Below are 18,778 nucleotides of genomic sequence, written 5' to 3'. Positions count from 1 at the left end.
ATAACGTTATGCTATTTATAGTAGCTATTCAGCTCAATGCTGAGTAGTTACTACATCTAATACCTCTATAATAATGACAATGAATAAATATAAATGAGTCCTACTATGAGCTTCGATAAAGAGCAGAATCAACAAACCAACCGTCAAATCAAACTTGCCAGCCGCCCGAACGGCGAGCCAACCGCTGATAACTTTGATCTGACAACCAGCGACATCCCAACGCCAAACGATAACGAGATGTTATTACGCACGGTATATCTGTCATTAGACCCATATATGCGTGGACGTATGAGCGATGCAAAAAGCTATGCAGACCCATTAGCAGTCGGTGACGTCATCATGGGTGGCACAGTCGCGCAAGTGGTTGAGTCTAATATCGATAAATTTGCTGTCGGTGATTTGGTCGTATCAAATTCCGGCTGGCAGGACTACAGTGTCAGTGATGGCGAAGACGTCCTGAAACTGGACAAAAACATGGCAAACCCTTCTTATGGTTTAGGTGTGTTAGGTATGCCCGGCTTCACTGGTTACATGGGTCTGACTGATATCGGCAAACCACAGAAAGGCGAAACGTTAGTTGTCGCTGCAGCCACTGGACCTGTCGGTGCTACGGTCGGTCAAGTGGGTAATCAATATGGTCTTCGCACTGTTGGTGTAGCAGGCGGTAAAGAGAAATGCGATTTCGCGGTCAACGAGCTTGGCTTTGATGTCTGTATCGACCACAGAGCCGATGACTTTGCTGAGCAATTAAAAGCGGCCTGCCCAGATGGTATCGATATCTATTATGAAAACGTCGGTGGGCACGTGTTTGACGCTGTCATGCCATTATTAAATGATCATGCTCGTATTCCCGTATGCGGTCTGGTCTCACAATACAATGCAACCGATCTACCTGATGGCAAAGACCACCTAGGTCAATTGATGGGACTCATTCTCCGTCAGCGTCTCACGGTCAGAGGCTTCATTATCTTTGAAGAGTATGGCGACCACTTCCCAGAGTTCTTAGAAACCATGAGCAAATGGGTAGAGTCAGGCGACGTCAAAACCAAAGAATACATCGCTGATGGTCTAGACAATGCACCAGAAGCCTTTGTCGGTATGTTAAACGGTGATAACTTTGGTAAAACAGTGGTTAAGGTCTCTGACGTTCAGTAACTTATGTTAAATAATTGACTGTTAAATAATTGACGATAGGTAATAACTATTGTTAATAACAACTTAACAACATAACTTGCTAAGATCACTACTGAAAGTTACGTCTGAAGCAGGAATAATATTAGCGGTCACCACTTATACTGATAACGTTTTGGTCATCTGGCTTGCCATTTGAATGAATCCTCTATCAATAAAAATGTGGCTGTTAATAATTTGCTTTACTCACATATAAACAATAAATAAGGATAATTATGAATATTTTAATGGTACTAACCTCACACGACCGTCTAGGCGATACTGGTAAAAAGACAGGATTTTGGCTAGAAGAATTTGCAGCTCCTTACTATGCGTTTCTCGATGCGGGTGCTAATGTCACTCTAGCGTCTCCTGCAGGTGGTCAGCCACCACTAGATCCTAGTAGCGATACTGAAGATACACAAACCAAAGATACCAAGCGTTTTAAAGACGACAAAGAGGCGCAAGAGCACTTGGCCAATACCAAGAAACTTGCTGACATGGAAGTAGAAGATTTTGATTCAGTCTTTTATCCAGGTGGTCATGGTCCATTGTGGGACTTGGCAGTAGATAAGAACTCTATCGAATTGATCGAGAATTTCGTCAAGCAAGACAAGCCTGTTGCCTTTGTTTGTCATGCACCTGGCGCGCTTAAAAGCGTTAAAGTTGATGGCGAGTACTTAGTAAAAGGTAAAACCGTTACTGGCTTTACCAACTCAGAAGAAGAAGCGGCTGGCCTAACAGACGTGGTGCCTTTCTTAGTAGAAGATGTCTTGAAAGCCAACGGTGGTAACTATGAAAAAGCCGCTGATTGGGAAGAGTTTGTGGTCGAAGATGGTTTATTGATCACAGGTCAAAACCCAGCCTCATCAGAAGAAGCGGCTAAGCGTTTGATCAACAAGCTCAAAGGTTAATATCATGATTCGCTTACATCACCTTAATCAGTCACGTTCGTTGCGTACGCTTTGGCTCTTAGAAGAGCTAGGCGTGCCTTATGAAGTGGTCAGTCATCAGCGCGATGCCAAGACTCATTTGGCACCAGATTCCCTGAAGGCAGTTCACCCACTCGGTAAATCTCCAGTTATCGAGATGGATGGACAGATTTACGCTGAGTCCGGTGCGATTACAGAGTTATTGATTGAACGATTTGCGCCAGAGCGTCTGCGCCCTGCTACAGATAGTTCAGATTATGGATATTATCTGCAGTGGATAGACTTTGCAGAAAGCTCGCTGATGTTGCCATTAATGCTTGAGCTATTTACCAAAAAAGCAGGCATTGATGACAATGAGTTTTTGAATGGCTATATCGATACAGAAAAAACCAGATTGTTTGAATATCTGGATGCTTCGGTTAAAGGTAAGTCTTTCATTGTGGGTGATAAGCTAAGTGGTGCTGACTTTATGTTGTCATTTGACTTAATCATTCTCGCTAAGCGGCAAAAACTCGACGCTTACTCGAATATCAGGCAGTATGCTGAAGCGCTTGCCAGTCTCGATAGCTATCAGCGCGCTATGCAGCTAGAGGCTAAGTACGACCAATCCGTTTAGCATTGCATCATAACTGACAGACCAATTTTCCGATACACACAAACAGCTCTGTATAGAGCTGTTTTTTATGCGTGCTTTATTTTATGATTGCATGAGTAACCATCGAATTATAGTCATCAATGTCATACGAGAGCATTAAGCTATAGAGCAACCAAACAAATTGCTCAGCACCATCCATGAATTACGTGTCGATGACAAAAGCACGATAAAAGTTATGATAAAATCCTTTCTGAATTTTTTGGGTTATCTTTCAGATACCATCAGTGAGTTGACTGGCTTTTCACGCTATAAATACTAACTGCACTGACCTGACTCCCCGTCTGGCATCTGTCCTATATCACTCTATTTCCTTATACAGATTGTGGTACGCCCATGAGTAACGAATACCAGTTTAAGCCCCACGAACAGCCAATAATGGTGGGCTCTCCAGCCAATCCTGACCATCCGGCACGCCGTAAAGTGTTTTATTTGCTTATTGGGATTTTTGTGGGTCTCACAGCCAGCTTCCAAAATGGTCTACTTGTCGCCAACCTGACGCAAATTCAGGGTCAGCTAGGCTTAACGCCAGCTGAAGGTGGTTGGATATCGGTCAGTTATAATATGACCAATGCCTGTATCACCGTTCTGCTGTACAAAATTCGTCAGCAATTTGGCATGTCGCTTTTTAGCAAAATCACCCTGTCATTTTTGTTAGCCGCCACCAGTCTACAGTGGCTGATCAGCAGTCACTTGTTAGACACACCTAATATTAGCATTGAGCCCTATTATTTAGAGATTGTCGCTAGGGGACTTAGTGGTATGGTCGCCAGTGGCATGACCGTATTGGGCTTGTTTTATTGTCTTCAGGGTATGCCAACCGTCAAACGTACTAGTGGTCTCATATTGGGTTTTGGTTTGGTACAGTTTGGTATTCCATTATCACGTGTCATCTCGCCCTACCTCGCCATCGACGGTCAGCTTGAAAACTTATTTTTATTTCAATTTGGTCTGGCGCTGATTTGTTTTGGGCTGATTAATATATTAGAGCTACCACCAGGGAATACAGAAAAAGTATTTGAGAAATTGGATTTTGTAAGCTTTGGTTTTTTCGCCAGTGGTCTGGCTGCATTGGCTGTCGTTTTGGTACAGGGTCGAATTTTATGGTGGACGACACCTTGGCTCGTCTATCCACTGATGATTGCTATCGTCGGGATTAGCATCGCGTTATGGATTGAGACGCATCGCAAAAATCCGATGCTACAAGTGCGCTGGATGCGTAGCCGCAATATTATTGCCTTTATGGTGACGGGCGCTGTCATGCGGATTTTGCTATCTGAGCAAAACGTCGGAGCGGCAGGATTGCTCGCTAACCTCGGCTACGGTAACGATCAGCTGGTTACTTTTTATGCTGTTATTATAGCCGCCAGTGCACTGGCTTTGATTATTAGTATTTTTAGTACCAATGCGATGGATTTGCGCCGACCTGTTATTTTTGCAGTGGCATTGATTGCCTTAGGTTCTTGGATGGATGTTGGTGTGTCTATTAATTCAGCACCCTATACGTTTTATCTCAGCCAGTTTTTGATTGCCTTTGCCGCAGTGTATTTCATGGGGCCTTTGGTTTTTGAAGGGTTTTTGCGGGCTATTGGCAGTGGCCCTGCGTATATTATTAGTTTTTCAGTGATTTTTGGCATCTCCCAAACAGTTGGCGGACTGGCAGGTGCGGCAGCCATTCAGGCATTTACGACCATTCGTACACAAATGCATTATGCAGATATGGTCAGCTCATTGAATTTGGGCGATCCTGCATTTAGCGCCCAGGTGGCAGGCACTCGTAACATGCTGTCGAATCAGACCACTGACGCGGCCCAAGCAAATATCGGTGCAGTTAGCCAAGTACTGCAAGGCATTCAGCGCCAAGCAACGGTCGCAGCATACAGCGACCTGTTTTTTCTGATGGCCTGTCTTGCTACTGCCGTTACGATTATTTTGCTGCTCAATTATCTTTATAACCGCTACCACAAGCGCAATCCACTGGCCAAAGAGCTCGCCGTCATCGCCAAGATGCGCGAAACAAAATAATTCAACTTATTATCTTAGTGATTTTTTATCATATTTATTTATAGTCAGACCCATCAGATATCTGCTTATTAACATTTAGGAGCATGTCATGAGCCAAGAAAAACCAAATGAGCTTAATAAAATACCTCAGACGTCAACTGATGCTCCAGCAACAGACATACGTACAGAGTCTGCTACGGCTCCAGTAGAGACCGCTACAAGCGCTACGCAAAAGAAAACGGATACATCCGAGATACAAGCAGCTACTGATACGCCTGATAGCGTGCGTGAGGATAACTCTGTAGAAGGCTCTATAGAAAATCAAGACGATGATAATGAAACGCCTATGCCGCCAAAAGAGCCGATATCAAATACGGCTGGCTGGTCTCCCAAGAAAAAATCCTATCTAAATTTGGGATTATTGATTGCGCTGATTGTCATTGGTGTGGCCTTGATTTTATATGCTTGGAAGCTGCCACCATTTACGCCTACGGTGCAACAAACCAATAACGCCTTTGTCAAAGGTCAAACCACTATTATTAGTCCGCAAGTTTCCGGCTATGTCACCGAAGTGGCGGTGCAGGATTTTGCTGATGTAAAAGCGGGCGATCTACTGATAAAAATAGATGATCGAACGTTTCAACAGCAACTTGAACAAGCCGAGGCCAATACTGAAGTGGCGATCACCAGCCGCTCTACCAATGTTCAAGACACGCAATCTAGCCAAGCACAAATCGAAGCACGCAAAGCAGACTTATATAGCGCCAAAATCAATGTCGAGAGCGCTCGTGAAGACGTCAATCGCTATCAAGGCTTAGATGCTATCGGTGCGGTATCAAAAGCAGAAGTGGCTCATATCAAAGCAAAGCTGGCTCAAGCACAGGCAAGTGTGCAACAGGCTGAAGCCAATTTACAAGCCGCGCAACAAAACCGCGCCAAAACCAGTGGCACCCAACCCTCGCTGGACGCAAATATCAAAAGTGCTGAGGCAGGTGTGAAGCAAGCACAAATTAATCTCGATAATACGATCATCACAGCACCTGAGTCCGGTCAGCTGAGCCAAGTCAGTGTCAAAGAAGGCCAGTACGTTAGCGCGGGCACCCAGCTCATGTATATCGTGCCAAAAGGCATTTGGATTATTGCAAACTTTAAGGAAACCCAAATAGCTAGTATGGCAATCGGCGAACCAGCTACTATTCATGTGGATGCGCTTGGCGGTGCCAAATTCACAGGTCATGTGAGCAACATCTCACCAGCCACTGGCAGTGAGTTTAGTGCAGGTGCCGCCAATCCTGCGACAGGTAACTATATAAAAATTGCGCAGCGCATCCCAGTACGTATCGACTTGGATCCGAACCAACCTGAGCTTGCACGCTTGCGTCCTGGTATGTCCGTTTCTGTGGATGTCGATACCAATGCCAAATAAAGCCAAATAAAGCCAAATAAAGCAAATAACTGATATAAAAAAGCCACTCTAAATACCCGAGAAACTGGATATAGAGTGGCTTTTTTATATTTTTAAATGATCTAGGATTTCAAAATCAGCCAAACACTATGGTAGTAGACGCTTGGTCGTCCAGCTTTCAGCGCTTTGGCTATCACCATCTTGCATATATACGATGCGGTCATGCATACGGTTGGCGCGACCTTGCCAGAACTCGATTTTTTCAACCGTAATCTCATACCCACCCCAAAACGCTGGTGTTGGTACGCTAATACCATCTGCATATTCTGCTTGCAGTTGCTCGAACGTTTGCTCCATCACCTCACGATTGGCGACTTCGCCACTTTGCGGTTGACTGACCCAAGCACCTATTTGGCTATCATGTGGACGTTTTTGAAAATAGGCAGCAGATTTTTCAGCGTCAATTTTAGCAATACGACCGCTAATGCGAACTTGGCGCTCCAGCTCATGCCAAAAAAACAGCGCTTCAGCATTGGGGTTTGCTGCAACGTCCTGTCCTTTCGCGCTGTCATAATTGGTATAAAAAACAATACCTGTATCCGTAATTTCACGCAGTAACACGATACGGACGCTAGGTTTATTGTCTGCACCGCAAGTTGCCAAACTCATAGCATAAGGTTCTTGCACTTTTTGCGCTATTGCCTCATCCATCCAAGCCTTAAATAGCTCAAATGGTGACGCTGGTACTGACTGTTGATCAAGCGCGCCTTTTTCATATGAAAGGCGTTGGTCGGTAAAGTCCATGCTCATGGTCATTCCTTATTATAAAATTATGACATTTCAACATTGTAATCTTGAGTGCTAAGCTTTGAATATTAAGCTTTGAATACTATTAGCCTAATACCGACTTGATAAGATCGGCCAAATCATTTGCCATCACATCACACTCTATCTCATCATCGGACTCAACCATGACTCGAATCATAGGCTCTGTACCTGATTGGCGAATAAGAAGACGACCACGACCTTCTAAAGTCGTCTGTGCTTTGTCAAAAGCGGCGACCAGTTCTTCATGCTTGTATGGATCTTGCATCTGAGACAAGCGTACATTGACCAGCTTCTGTGGTAGTACGTCAAACCCTTCGACCAGCTCACTCAGTGCACGTCCTTGCGCTTGCATCACAGCCAATACTTGCAACCCTGCTATGATTGCATCGCCTGTACGGCTTTTGTCTAGGCACAGAATATGTCCAGACGGCTCACCGCCTAGTATCCAGCCATTGGCTTCGAGGTCTTGCATGACATAGCGGTCGCCTACTTTTGCACGAGTAAAATCAATATCTGCTTCTTTTAGTGCCAACTCTAATCCCATATTACTCATAAGCGTACCAACGACGCCTTGCGCTTTGGTGAGTCCTTGGGTCGCGAGCACATATAAGATACCGTCACCATCAACCAGCTTACCTGTCTCATCAACCATCACAATGCGATCGCCGTCACCATCTAATGCGATACCAACATCTGCTTCATGCTCAAGCACCGCTTTTTGCAGACCTTCAGGATGGGTAGAGCCACACTCAGCATTGATATTGATGCCGTCTGGAGTGTTATTGATAGCGATAACATTAGCACCAAGCTCCCGCATGACTCTAGGTGCGACGCTATAGCCTGCACCATTGGCACAATCAACCACGACGGTCAGATGGCTAAGATCATACTGATATGGGAAGCTGCCTTTGCAAAATTCAATGTATCGACCTTTTGCATCGTCAATTCGGCGGTTTTTGCCTAGGTTTGCAGGGTCAAGGATAGGCATCGTGGCATTGTTACCATTAGCATCACTCATGATTGCCGTTAATCTGTCATTAATTGCTATCTGCATCTCATCACTGATTTTTTTGCCACTACCTGAGAAGAACTTGATGCCGTTATCATAATAAGGATTATGTGACGCTGAGATAACCACACCCGCATCGGCATTAAAACTGCGAGTCAAATGTGCAATCGCTGGCGTCGGCAATGGACCAAGCATATAAACATCGACGCCAGCCCCGTTAAAACCTGCTTGCAGAGCACCTTCAATGACATAACCTGAGAGACGAGTATCTTTGCCGATGACCACACTTGGTTTGCGCGTAGAATTTTCGTTGGCTTCTATGAGCACCTGTCCAGTCACATAACCCAGTTTTAAAATAAAGTCAGGGGTAATAGGCAATTCACCAAATTTTCCACGGATACCATCAGTGCCAAAGTAACTCATTATTTATATTCCTCAGTTCTAAAAATAAAAGGCCAAGCGTATACGCAGGCAATACTGCTATTGTAATAATATGCTTTTATATTCTACAAAAAAAACAGCCAACAATAACAAAGCATTGTTGGCTGTTTGTATCTTAACGTCACTACAGCTCTGCAACTGGGCCAGTTCTCAAATAGTGCAGAGCTATAAAATACCGATTAGTTTACACGGTAGTTCGGCGCTTCTTTCGTGATCTGTACATCATGAACATGCGACTCTTTCATGCCTGCTGATGTGACTTTGATAAACTGTGGGTTGGTGCGCATATCTTCGATAGTCGCAGAGCCTGTATAGCCCATTGATGAGCGTAAGCCACCAACCAATTGGTTGACAATACCAGCGACAGGTCCTTTATAAGGAACGCGGCCTTCAATACCTTCTGGTACGAGCTTCTCTACGCCATCTTTGGCATCTTGGAAATAACGATCCGATGAGCCGTTTGATCCAGACATCGCACCCAGACTACCCATACCGCGGTAAGCTTTGTAATAACGGCCTTGGAACAGCTCAACTTCACCTGGTGCCTCTTCCGTACCAGCCATTAGTGAGCCTACCATAATGCACGATGCACCAGCCGCAATCGCTTTTGCCATATCACCTGAGTAGCGGATACCGCCATCAGCGATTAATGGGATGCTGTCTTTTAATGCGCTAGCAACATTATCAATAGCTGATATTTGTGGTACACCAATACCGGCAATGATACGCGTGGTACAGATAGATCCAGGGCCGATACCGACTTTTACCGCATCAGCGCCAGCATCACGTAGTGCAAGTGCCGCTTCGCCTGTTGCGATGTTGCCACCGATAACTTGAACATGCGGATAGTTTTTCTTGATCCAAGAGACTTTGTCAATTACGCCTTTTGAGTGACCATGCGCCGTATCCACTACGATCACATCAACATCAGCAGCGATTAATGCTTCGACGCGTGCTTGCGTGTCTGCACCTGTACCAACCGCTGCACCAACACGCAGACGACCTTTCTCGTCTTTACACGCATTTGGATTGTTTTCGGCTTTGGCAAAATCATTGACCGTAATTAAGCCACGTAAGCGGAAGTTGTCGTCGATAACGATGACTTTTTCGATGCGATGCTCATGTAGCAATCTTTTGATATTTTCGTTGCTCTCACCTTCATGTACGGTGACCAATTGCTCTTTTGGTGTCATGATCTGACTAACTGGCAATGACAAGTTGGTCTCAAAACGCCAATCTCTGTGAGTCACGATACCTACTACGTTGTCTGTACCCTTTTCGACCACAGGTACGCCTGAGATATTATTGTCTTGCGTCAAGCGTAGCAATTCACCAATCGTCATCTCTGGATGTACGGTGATTGGGTCAACAACCGTACCCGCTTCAAATTTTTTGACGCGGCGTACTTGTGTTGCTTGCTTTTCGATATCCATACTCTTGTGCAAGATACCCATGCCGCCAAGCTGTGCCATGGTAATGGCCATCTCAGACTCAGTGACTGTATCCATAGCCGCAGAGATCAGCGGAAGATTTAGCGTGATGTTTTTGGTCAAACGGGTAGACAGATCGGCAGTTTTTGGCAGAACTTCAGAATAGGCTGGCAATAATAAAACGTCATCAAAGGTTAAGGCTTCATCGACAATTCGCAACATACAGACCCCTAGTGGTGGTTATTTTGATGGGTAGGAGCTCAGAGTTAGGCATATCAATCATTGCAACTGCATACACAGTGCTGACTCATGGCTAACCACTCAGTTATCCTATAAAAATAACGCCACATTATAACAAATAAGCACCTCTCTGACATACTATATTTGTCAGATTATTTTACACAAATACGTCTTCATCGATAATAAACATACACTATATGTTTAATGACGCTTTTTTATAGCGAATAGCTCCCTGAACGTTACAGACTTTCTGTTAACGTAAAACGCTCTGTCGGCAAATACTTGTTTTGCTGCTGATGCAAGTAGCCAAGCATCTGCTCACGCACTTCGCAAGCGAGCGTCCATGCTTCTATGGGACCTACTGCTGAAACAGCACCGCGCAGTTGAATGGTGTTTTCTGTCACTTCAACGACAAATATTTCGGGCTCAGTTACGTTGTCCCAAAGCTCATTATCTTTAGTTACTGAGATAAACTGCTGGCGAATGGCCTCTATATCTGCACCATAATCAATGTATAAAAACACAGGACAGGTCTGATGCACTTCTGTATGTGACCAGTTCTCTACCCTTTCAGTGATCAACTGGCGCATCGGCACAATTAATCGACGCTCATCCCATGTTTTGAGTACCGCATAAGTGTAACGCAAGTCTTCTACAGTGCTGAAATTACCATCCATTATCACGCTATCGCCAATCCGTACAGGCTGCGTCACTGCCACCTGCACCCCAGCAATGATGTTACCCAATATAGGCTGAGCGGCGATACCAATAACCACGCCAGCAATACCAGCTGAAGTCAGTAAGGTTTTGCCAAGACCTTCCATGTTGGCAAACTCACTCAGTCCTATCCAGATACTACCCAATATCATGACAAAAATGAAAACGCGGCGGAATATCGACACATAAGTGCGACGACGGCGCACTTTATCAAAATGCTCCTCTCCTAGGTTTTCAATCTGCATGTCTTGGTAACGATTGGCAAAAAAATTAATAGTACGAATGCCTAGCCACATCGCACTAAATACCAACCCCGTCCAAATCAGCGGACGGGTTGATGAAGCCACTGCATCTAGATAAGGAAAACCACCAGAAACTAAGGTAAAAACGAGCGAAAAACTGATGGTAAAGGTCAAAGGCACGGTTAGCTTATTGGCCAAATCTGCCACGCCATTGGCACTGCCAGCAGAGATGTTGTATTTTTCATTATCAACATAACGGCTGATGAGTTTTTCCGTGCTTTTACTTAGTATCCAACCTACGCCCATAGTAAATAAGAAAAACAGGATGAGCGCTGAAAACTCCCATAAGGCAATACCAAAAAACTGGAATTTTAACCAAGTAGGTAGATAACGCTCAAACTCCGATGGATGATATTGTTTATAAAGATTTTCAATATTACCCACTGTCTGCGCAGAGAACATCCAAACTGGCGCCTGATCACCTACCTTTACCCGCTCCAAGTAAACAGGAACACGGCGTTCTCGGTACTCGATATAACCCAGCTGGATAGAGCGTCTAGGGATACCCATGACACTACTATCGTTACCCAGTGGTGGTTCGATCAGACCATCAGGACGATCGGGCATATCATCAAATACGTATAGCTCTTTTTCAGATAGCAGAAAATCAAGCTGCTTGGTCAAATCAAGCGAACGGGTACGCTGGTTTTTCTCATCAATCAGATTCATATTGAGTGCATAAGCGGCCAAATCATACTGCTGCTTCATCACCGCAGATTGAAAAAACCCCAAAGTCGCAAGCGGCGTCGCCAAATTTGGTGGCTCAGCTAATGGTGGTAACCCGACATTGAGCTTGTTGAGTAAATAGTAATTCTCGCTATACTCCCCTGTCAGTCCCACATCACCTTGCAACGTCCCTGCTTGCTGTACCGCGCTACGCTCAGTGGGATCAAATATCTCTTCGGTAATACCAGAGACGCTAATATTTTCGTCTTTGATTGTATTTATTTGTTGGACAGCGTACTCAGCCAAATTGTCAGGTTTGCTAGCGACTTGTGAGCGGCCTTCCTCATTTGCCGCACTGGCAGGTATATAGATAGCGCTGATGGCTATAATAAGAAACCCTAAAACTACCTGCAGTGCATTGTAGCGGATATTATTACGCTCTACATCGCGGCGGTGACCACCGTCAATATCCATTGCTATGCCACGATCATCAGCATTACTATTTTTAAGAGTATTCATATTTTCAAAGCCACTGGTCTACAAAAGGAACGGATATAAAAGGAATGGATATAAAAAGTGCATTCGGTATGCTTTAACCTAATGCACTCTGCAAAAAAAAGCCAGCGTGAGCTGACTTAATTTATTAGCATGCGTATGTAATCTGATGCACAGCGTCTATATATCTATGCGCGGCGCCATGTTGTACCAGCGCGGCTGTCTTCAAGCTCAATACCAGCCTCTTTTAGCTGCTCGCGTATTTCATCAGCACGCGCAAAGTTTTTGTTGGTTTTGGCATCTGCACGCTCGACGATTAACCCTTCAATAGCCGCATCAGTCAAACCATATTCTGCTTTATCACCAATCACCGCTTGCAAAAACTGCTGCACAGGTTGTTGTAAGATATTCAACACCTGCGCCAATGCTTTTAATTGCTGTGCCAACTGCCATGCTGTCTCGACTTCTTCAGCTTTGATGGCTTTATTGATGTCGCGTGCCAGACCAAATAAAACACTAATCGCTGTTGAGCTATTGAAGTCATCATTCATGGCTTTGATAAAATCTTGTCCAGCAGCCGTATTATAGGCGTCTGTCATGATGCGATCATCGATTGTGATTGTCTGCCCTTTTTGCTGCTCAGCCACTTTTAGTGCATTGTACAGTCTGCTTAGGCTATTATGAGCTTCATCTAATGCGCTATCTGAAAAATTTACTTGGCTACGATAATGGCTTGATAATAAGAAAAAACGCACCGTTTCAGGCAAGTATTTTGCTATAACATCGCGAATGGTTGAGAAATTGGCCAACGACTTGGACATTTTTTCGCCGTCAACATTGATAAACCCGACGTGCATCCAGTTACGCGCGTACTCACAACCCGTCGCTGCCTCAGACTGGGCAATTTCATTCTCATGATGCGGGAACTGCAAGTCATGACCGCCGCCATGAATATCAAAGGTATTGCCCAAGCACTTGGTCGACATGGCCGAGCATTCAATATGCCAACCCGGACGCCCCTGTCCCCAAGGTGACGCCCACTGCGGCTCATCAGGTTTCGCCGCTTTCCAAAGCACAAAATCAAATGGGTTGCGCTTATCATTTTCGACATCGACACGTGAACCTGCCTGCATCTCATCAAGATTGCGCTTAGACAATTTGCCATAATTCGCAAAACTATCAACAGCATAGTAGACATCGCCATTGTCGCCTGCATACGCATAGTCACCTGTGACCAGCGTCTCAATCATTTGCTGCATATCATCGATATGATCAGTCGCGCGCGGCTCGGCATCAGGTGCCAAGCAGCCAAGGGCTGCAAAATCCTCATGCATCGCTGTAATAAAGCGCTGGGTCAACGCCCCAATCTCTTCGCCATTCTCGGCGGCGCGCGCAATAATTTTGTCATCGATATCAGTGATATTGCGCACGTAATTGACGTCATAACCCAATTGGGTGAGCCAACGTACCACCATATCAAACCCAATCATCATTCGAGCGTGCCCGATATGACAATAGTCATAGACGGTCATACCACACACATACATACCCACTTTCCCTGCTTTGAGCGGTTCAAACGGACGTTTGCCGCCAGTCAGTGAGTCATAAATAGCAAGTTGAGACATCGCATCTGCAAGTGGTGTGGTCATAATAAAAGAGCCTTTTAGCATAAATATAATAAATAGATTGAAAATATCAGCCGCAGCAAGTAAGCAAGCCGTACCGATGATATGATTATAATTTTAACGTAACCCATTATCTTAGCGAAAACAGGCGTAAAATACTACAATGAGCAGGCAACTACCACCATTCAATCATAAAACCGTTAAGGATATAAAGATGGGCAATCGATTAAGCAAAATATACACGCGTACTGGAGATGATGGCAGCACGGGTATGGCTGATGGCAGTCGCCTCAGTAAAGCTGACAATCTGTTCGGTGTCATGGGTGATATCGACGAGCTCAACTCACATATCGGACTGGTGCGTGCTCAACTACAAAGAAGCAAAGGCCAATCGATTAGTAAGGATTTTTCTCAAGCCTTAGTTATTATTCAGCATCTATTGTTCAATATTGGCGGTGAGCTTGCCATGCCAGAATATGAGGGCGTCAATGCCACTCATATCGAATGGCTAGAGCAACAAATCGATATGATGAATACCTCGCTGCCACCACTAAAAGACTTTATTTTACCCACAGGTTCTGTACTGGTGAGCCAGTTGCATGTAGCACGTAGTGTGTGTCGCCGAGCTGAGCGCCAAGCTGTGTTATTACAAGAGCAGCGCCCAGCAGCCATACGCCGCACTGCCATCAGCTTTATCAATCGTTTGTCTGATTGGTTGTTTGTCGCCGCGCGCTTTTGTACAGATCCCGAACAAGTCTCTGAAGTACTATGGGACAGTCAAGTCTTGCAAAACTTCGCTGACAATCGCTAATGAATCAAACCTAATCTTGCTAGCATTCTCTGAACTAGGTTGATTTTTCGCTGATAAAAAACCCCGCAGCAGTCATGTTACGGGGTTTTTATTACTTAGCAATATCTATCGACTACCTGTTGCTAACTACTCATAAAATTGCAAATTAGTAAGTAGCGCTATCATCTTCAATGATGACCATATCGATGGTTTCATCTTTCGGCACTGCTTTTGGCGTCGCTGGCGTTACTGGTTTTTTGGTCTCAGTAGTAGCCGCTGCTTGATTGTTTTCTGTCGAGCTGTTTTGGTTGCTGGTCGGTTTATTGATGGTTGGCGGCGTCGCAGGTTCAGTAGGACGAATTGGCTCAACTGGCGTGATGGTTCTAGGCTGCTGACGAGCGGGTGCTGCTTGAGTATTATTGTTACTGCTTTGGGCTGCTGCACGTCGTTCAGCACGCTCCTCATCCATCGCAGATTTCAACACAGAGCCTGCCATCACATCTGAAACCACAGTAATCAACGCTGGCTGTCCAGCAATACGCGTGCGCACTTGCCCGCCTTGAGTACCGACAACATAAGTAAAGGCGTCATCAACGAGCATGTTGTTATTGATACGGATATTGTCTTGCGCCAAACGAGATTGCAGGCTTGGCTGATTGTTAGCCGCTTGCACTTGACTGGCTTGATACAAGTCTTCACTTGGCAATGTCATGCTGACACTTGCTTGGCACGTTGTCATACCATTGTCATTGGCTTTTTGTAGTATGGCAGCGTTTTGTACATCGATAACCACGCCATTGATTTTTTCAGTGACAACGCCGCTTTGTAGGCTAATCTCGGCATCATTTGCATAATTAGCAGCCAACGCTTGTGCCTGTTGGTTGAGCGTATTTTTTAAAGCAGATTTGAGACGGTCTTGTACCATCGGGTCATCACAATTGATAGCAGGAGCGACGGCACTTTCGGTCGCTACTGGCTCTTGTTCCGTCATCTCTGCCGTATCGGCAGTATCTTCTTTCTCTGAGCGATCACAGCCTGCAAGCGCCAAACTACATACTATTCCGATTCCAGCCACTTTATGCCACTTGCTCAAACTTATATTTGCTACGCTCATATTTACTTTACTCCCAATTTACTGGTTCTTACCGCCACTGATAGACAGTATTTAACTCTCAAACTGCATGGCAGACTTATAAAACAATGGTGTCATTAACGGTCTGCGATAGATTTGAAAACCACATCATTATACGGTGTTTGGTTGAAATGGTCATTAGTGTAGCCCATGGATATACAAATAGCGCCCCTCATTATGGGTAAAACCTGCGTTTGGTTGCAAAAACATAACAAATACTAAAAAATCATCAGACACAAAGTGCATTTGTCACGCCACAAATTCTATTAGACGTTGATGTCATGACGATATATGATGAGTCGTAAAATCAGTCAGTAGTCATGTGATATGGTAAATTTTAAAAACACGCGTTTATTAGGTCATCGTGGCGCTCGCGGAGAGAGTTTAGAGAATACCTTTTCAGGCTTTAAGTATTCTCAAAATCTAACCTCACAAGGCTTGGCAGGGGTTGAATTTGATATTCAACTGAATGCCGATGGTCACTTGATTGTGTTCCATGACGATGATTTGGAGCGTATGTGCGGTCAACAGTCGCGTGTTGATCAGCTCGGGCTCACAGAGATTCAGTGCCGCTTACAATTCGGGCAGCCAATCATGACTTTAGCCAATATAGCGCCTGTATTGAGCGGATTTAAGGTGATTGAGCTTGAGATTAAAACGCACAATCGAACCAATTATGCAGTATTGGTCAATGCACTGGCGCAAGAGCTTATCGATACACCGCTTGCCAGCTTACCAGTGGTGCTGACCAGCTTTGATGTGGAGCTGCATAATCGGTTGCAACGCCACAAACTATTATCTCGCATACCGCGAGGATTATTGATTCGCACGCCAACTGCCTTGGCAAAAGCGACATACACTGCCCTACAGCTTGGCTGCGTTCAATTGGGTATTCATTATCCGCTTTTGACACAAGACGTTATCAAACATAGTCACCGTTATGGGTTGCCTATAAGCGCTTGGACGGTCAATGATGTCCATACAATTGAACAGCTTATAAGCTGGAATACCGACGTGATTATTACTGACTTTCCACGTCATTTATTATTACCTTGAACCGTCTATCCATATTTTTTCACTTTTAGATAAATCTCTTTTTTCACCCTTACAGTCCCTACATATCTATAGCGTTACTTACACTTCCCCTTAATGCCTGACAAGTTATCGGTATTTTTGACTCATATAGTCTATAATTCATACAAGTTATTGTTATTTAGCAATATTTTTATAGTGTATAAGTGTTCACTTTATATGTTTTTTCAGGTACTATGGGGACTTAAATTAATACCGTTAGGGATATTATATGATTGCAAAAAAAGCACTTGGCTTACCGCTTAAAGGCTTACGTTTCGCTATCAAATCTGGTGATACCTTTGTAAAGAACGCCAGCACTCAAATCACGCGTTTCAAGACTCGTTTTGATGAAAAGAAAGTGCAAATGGCTCTTGACGAGCAGCCTACGGCAAAACGCAACTACACTAACGCTTCTGAGCAAACGGATGTTCTGACAAAAGAGCAAAGCATTGATATGCGTGAGTTTGAATTTACAAAAGCGCCAATCAACTGGATTCCAGCGACTTTTTTGGTAACGACGCCGATTGCTGCTGTTATCATTACACCATGGTATTTGTTTACTCATGATGTAAGCGCCCCTGTCTGGGGTGTATTTGGTGTCTTTATGGTATGGACTGGCATTAGCATCACCGCCGGTTATCATCGCCTGTTGGCGCACCGTGCTTACAAAGCGCATCCAATCGTCAAAAACTTTTTATTGCTTGGATCTACCCTAGCGGTACAAGGGTCTGCATTTGACTGGGTTTCAGGTCACCGTGTTCATCATCGTCATGTCGATGATGTGATGGACGATCCGTACTCAGCAAAACGCGGGTTCTGGTTCAGCCATATCGGCTGGATGCTACGTAACTATCCTAGCGGCAACTTTGACTACAAAAACATTCCTGACTTGACCAAAGACAAAGTCCTACAGGTACAGCATAAATATTATGGCCTATGGGTACTAGCCACCAACGTTGGTTTGGTCGCGGCTATTGGTTGGTTGTTGGGTGATGTTTGGGGCACGCTTGTGTTGGCAGGTTTGCTGCGCTTGGTATTGACGCATCACTTTACTTTCTTCATTAACTCATTGTGTCATATGCTTGGTAATCGTCCTTATACCGATACCAACACTGCTCGTGATAATTTCTTTTTGGCTATCTTTACGTGGGGTGAGGGTTATCACAACTACCATCACTTCTTCCAATACGACTATCGTAATGGTGTGAAATGGTGGCAGTATGATCCAACCAAATGGTTGATTGCTGGTTTGTCAAAGATTGGTTTGGCTTCTGATCTACGTACTGTGGATGATACAACGATCAAACATGCTGAAGTTCAAATGCAGTTTAAAGCAGCACAGCAGCAAATTGATACGGCTACTAACAGTGGCATTGATCTTCCTCACGCGATGAAGAGCTTTCAAGATCGTATTAAGTTTGAATACGATGCGTTTACACAAACTGTTGCAGAGTGGCAGGCGCTAAAAGCAAAAACGATTGAACTCAAAAAGACAGAGTTCGCTGATCGCTTGCATGAAGCTGATGATAAATTGAAGCATGATTATGCCAAGATTGAGCAAAAAATTCTTGAGCATAACAATAACTTGAAAAATGCTTTTCGTTCTATTGGTATCAGCAAAAAAGCCGCCTAACTGGTTTTTATAAGTTATCGTAATTGTCAGGTTTCTCCTTCCCTCTATCTGCCCTAGATAGGGGGATTTTTTTGTTTATAATTTATGGTTTATGTCACTACCTTTACTTTTAATAATCTTATCATCGTAGTAAATGATGAAATATATAGGCTCAATCGTTGCAACCTCCAACCTAGAGACAGTAACCAACTATAGTCAATCAATACTAAAAGTGGTACAAGGCAGACGAGTGC

General features: G+C 44.4%; 14 protein-coding genes. 8 read left to right on the top strand and 6 right to left on the bottom strand.

Annotated features, from left to right (window positions below; all coding sequences use genetic code 11):
- Window positions 1-105 precede the first annotated feature (105 nt).
- The 5 genes from AS194_RS05770 (at window position 106) to AS194_RS05750 (ending at window position 6,184) form a co-directional block, all read left to right on the top strand.
- Window positions 106-1,155: an NADP-dependent oxidoreductase gene (locus AS194_RS05770; RefSeq protein WP_058024518.1), complete on the top strand. Its 1,050-nt coding sequence runs from the start codon at window positions 106-108 to the stop codon at window positions 1,153-1,155.
- 251 nt (window positions 1,156-1,406) lie between these two features.
- A complete protein-coding gene (locus tag AS194_RS05765; protein ID WP_058024517.1) occupies window positions 1,407-2,084 on the top strand; it encodes a type 1 glutamine amidotransferase domain-containing protein in 678 nt (225 codons plus the stop codon).
- Window positions 2,085-2,088: 4 nt separating this feature from the next.
- Window positions 2,089-2,718 (top strand): glutathione S-transferase family protein, encoded by a 630-nt coding sequence (locus AS194_RS05760; protein WP_058024516.1) that lies wholly within the window; start codon window positions 2,089-2,091, stop codon window positions 2,716-2,718.
- Between the two features lie 372 nt (window positions 2,719-3,090).
- Window positions 3,091-4,779 carry a hypothetical protein gene (locus AS194_RS05755; protein WP_058024515.1) on the top strand — a complete coding sequence of 563 codons (1,689 nt, stop codon included), beginning with the start codon at window positions 3,091-3,093 and terminating at the stop codon, window positions 4,777-4,779.
- A gap of 88 nt (window positions 4,780-4,867) precedes the next feature.
- Entirely contained in the window at window positions 4,868-6,184 is a 1,317-nt protein-coding gene (locus AS194_RS05750) for an HlyD family secretion protein (protein WP_058024514.1), read from the top strand.
- Between the two features lie 126 nt (window positions 6,185-6,310).
- Here AS194_RS05750 and pdxH read toward each other — a convergent pair whose 3' ends face one another.
- The 5 genes from pdxH to cysS form a co-directional block, all read right to left on the bottom strand.
- Entirely contained in the window at window positions 6,311-6,967 is a 657-nt protein-coding gene (gene pdxH, locus AS194_RS05745; RefSeq protein ID WP_058024536.1) for a pyridoxamine 5'-phosphate oxidase, read from the bottom strand.
- 88 nt (window positions 6,968-7,055) lie between these two features.
- On the bottom strand, window positions 7,056-8,423 hold the full coding sequence (gene glmM / locus AS194_RS05740) for a phosphoglucosamine mutase (protein WP_058024513.1): 1,368 nt from the start codon (window positions 8,421-8,423) through the stop codon (window positions 7,056-7,058).
- Between the two features lie 197 nt (window positions 8,424-8,620).
- Complete coding sequence (gene guaB, locus AS194_RS05735) at window positions 8,621-10,093, bottom strand: IMP dehydrogenase (RefSeq protein ID WP_058024512.1); 1,473 nt, start codon at window positions 10,091-10,093, stop codon at window positions 8,621-8,623.
- A 257-nt stretch (window positions 10,094-10,350) separates the two neighbouring features.
- Window positions 10,351-12,315 carry a mechanosensitive ion channel family protein gene (locus tag AS194_RS05730; protein WP_227511587.1) on the bottom strand — a complete coding sequence of 655 codons (1,965 nt, stop codon included), beginning with the start codon at window positions 12,313-12,315 and terminating at the stop codon, window positions 10,351-10,353.
- Between the two features lie 164 nt (window positions 12,316-12,479).
- Complete coding sequence (gene cysS, locus AS194_RS05725) at window positions 12,480-13,940, bottom strand: cysteine--tRNA ligase (RefSeq protein ID WP_058024511.1); 1,461 nt, start codon at window positions 13,938-13,940, stop codon at window positions 12,480-12,482.
- 190 nt (window positions 13,941-14,130) lie between these two features.
- Between cysS and AS194_RS05720 the strand changes: the two genes are divergently transcribed.
- Window positions 14,131-14,727 carry a cob(I)yrinic acid a,c-diamide adenosyltransferase gene (locus AS194_RS05720; protein WP_058024510.1) on the top strand — a complete coding sequence of 199 codons (597 nt, stop codon included), beginning with the start codon at window positions 14,131-14,133 and terminating at the stop codon, window positions 14,725-14,727.
- 145 nt (window positions 14,728-14,872) lie between these two features.
- Here AS194_RS05720 and AS194_RS05715 read toward each other — a convergent pair whose 3' ends face one another.
- A complete protein-coding gene (locus AS194_RS05715; protein ID WP_058024509.1) occupies window positions 14,873-15,820 on the bottom strand; it encodes a hypothetical protein in 948 nt (315 codons plus the stop codon).
- 345 nt (window positions 15,821-16,165) lie between these two features.
- Here AS194_RS05715 and AS194_RS05710 point away from each other — a divergent pair, with 345 nt between their 5' ends.
- Window positions 16,166-16,894 (top strand): glycerophosphodiester phosphodiesterase, encoded by a 729-nt coding sequence (locus AS194_RS05710; RefSeq protein WP_058024508.1) that lies wholly within the window; start codon window positions 16,166-16,168, stop codon window positions 16,892-16,894.
- A 472-nt stretch (window positions 16,895-17,366) separates the two neighbouring features.
- Window positions 17,367-18,545 carry an acyl-CoA desaturase gene (locus tag AS194_RS05705; protein ID WP_200960328.1) on the top strand — a complete coding sequence of 393 codons (1,179 nt, stop codon included), beginning with the start codon at window positions 17,367-17,369 and terminating at the stop codon, window positions 18,543-18,545.
- Window positions 18,546-18,778 lie beyond the last annotated feature (233 nt).

Source organism: Psychrobacter piscatorii, from assembly GCF_001444505.1.
In the GTDB taxonomy this organism is placed as follows: Bacteria; Pseudomonadota; Gammaproteobacteria; order Pseudomonadales; family Moraxellaceae; genus Psychrobacter; species Psychrobacter piscatorii_B.
Note: the sequence above shows the minus strand (reverse complement) of the source record. Positions and strands in the feature narration are given on the sequence as shown.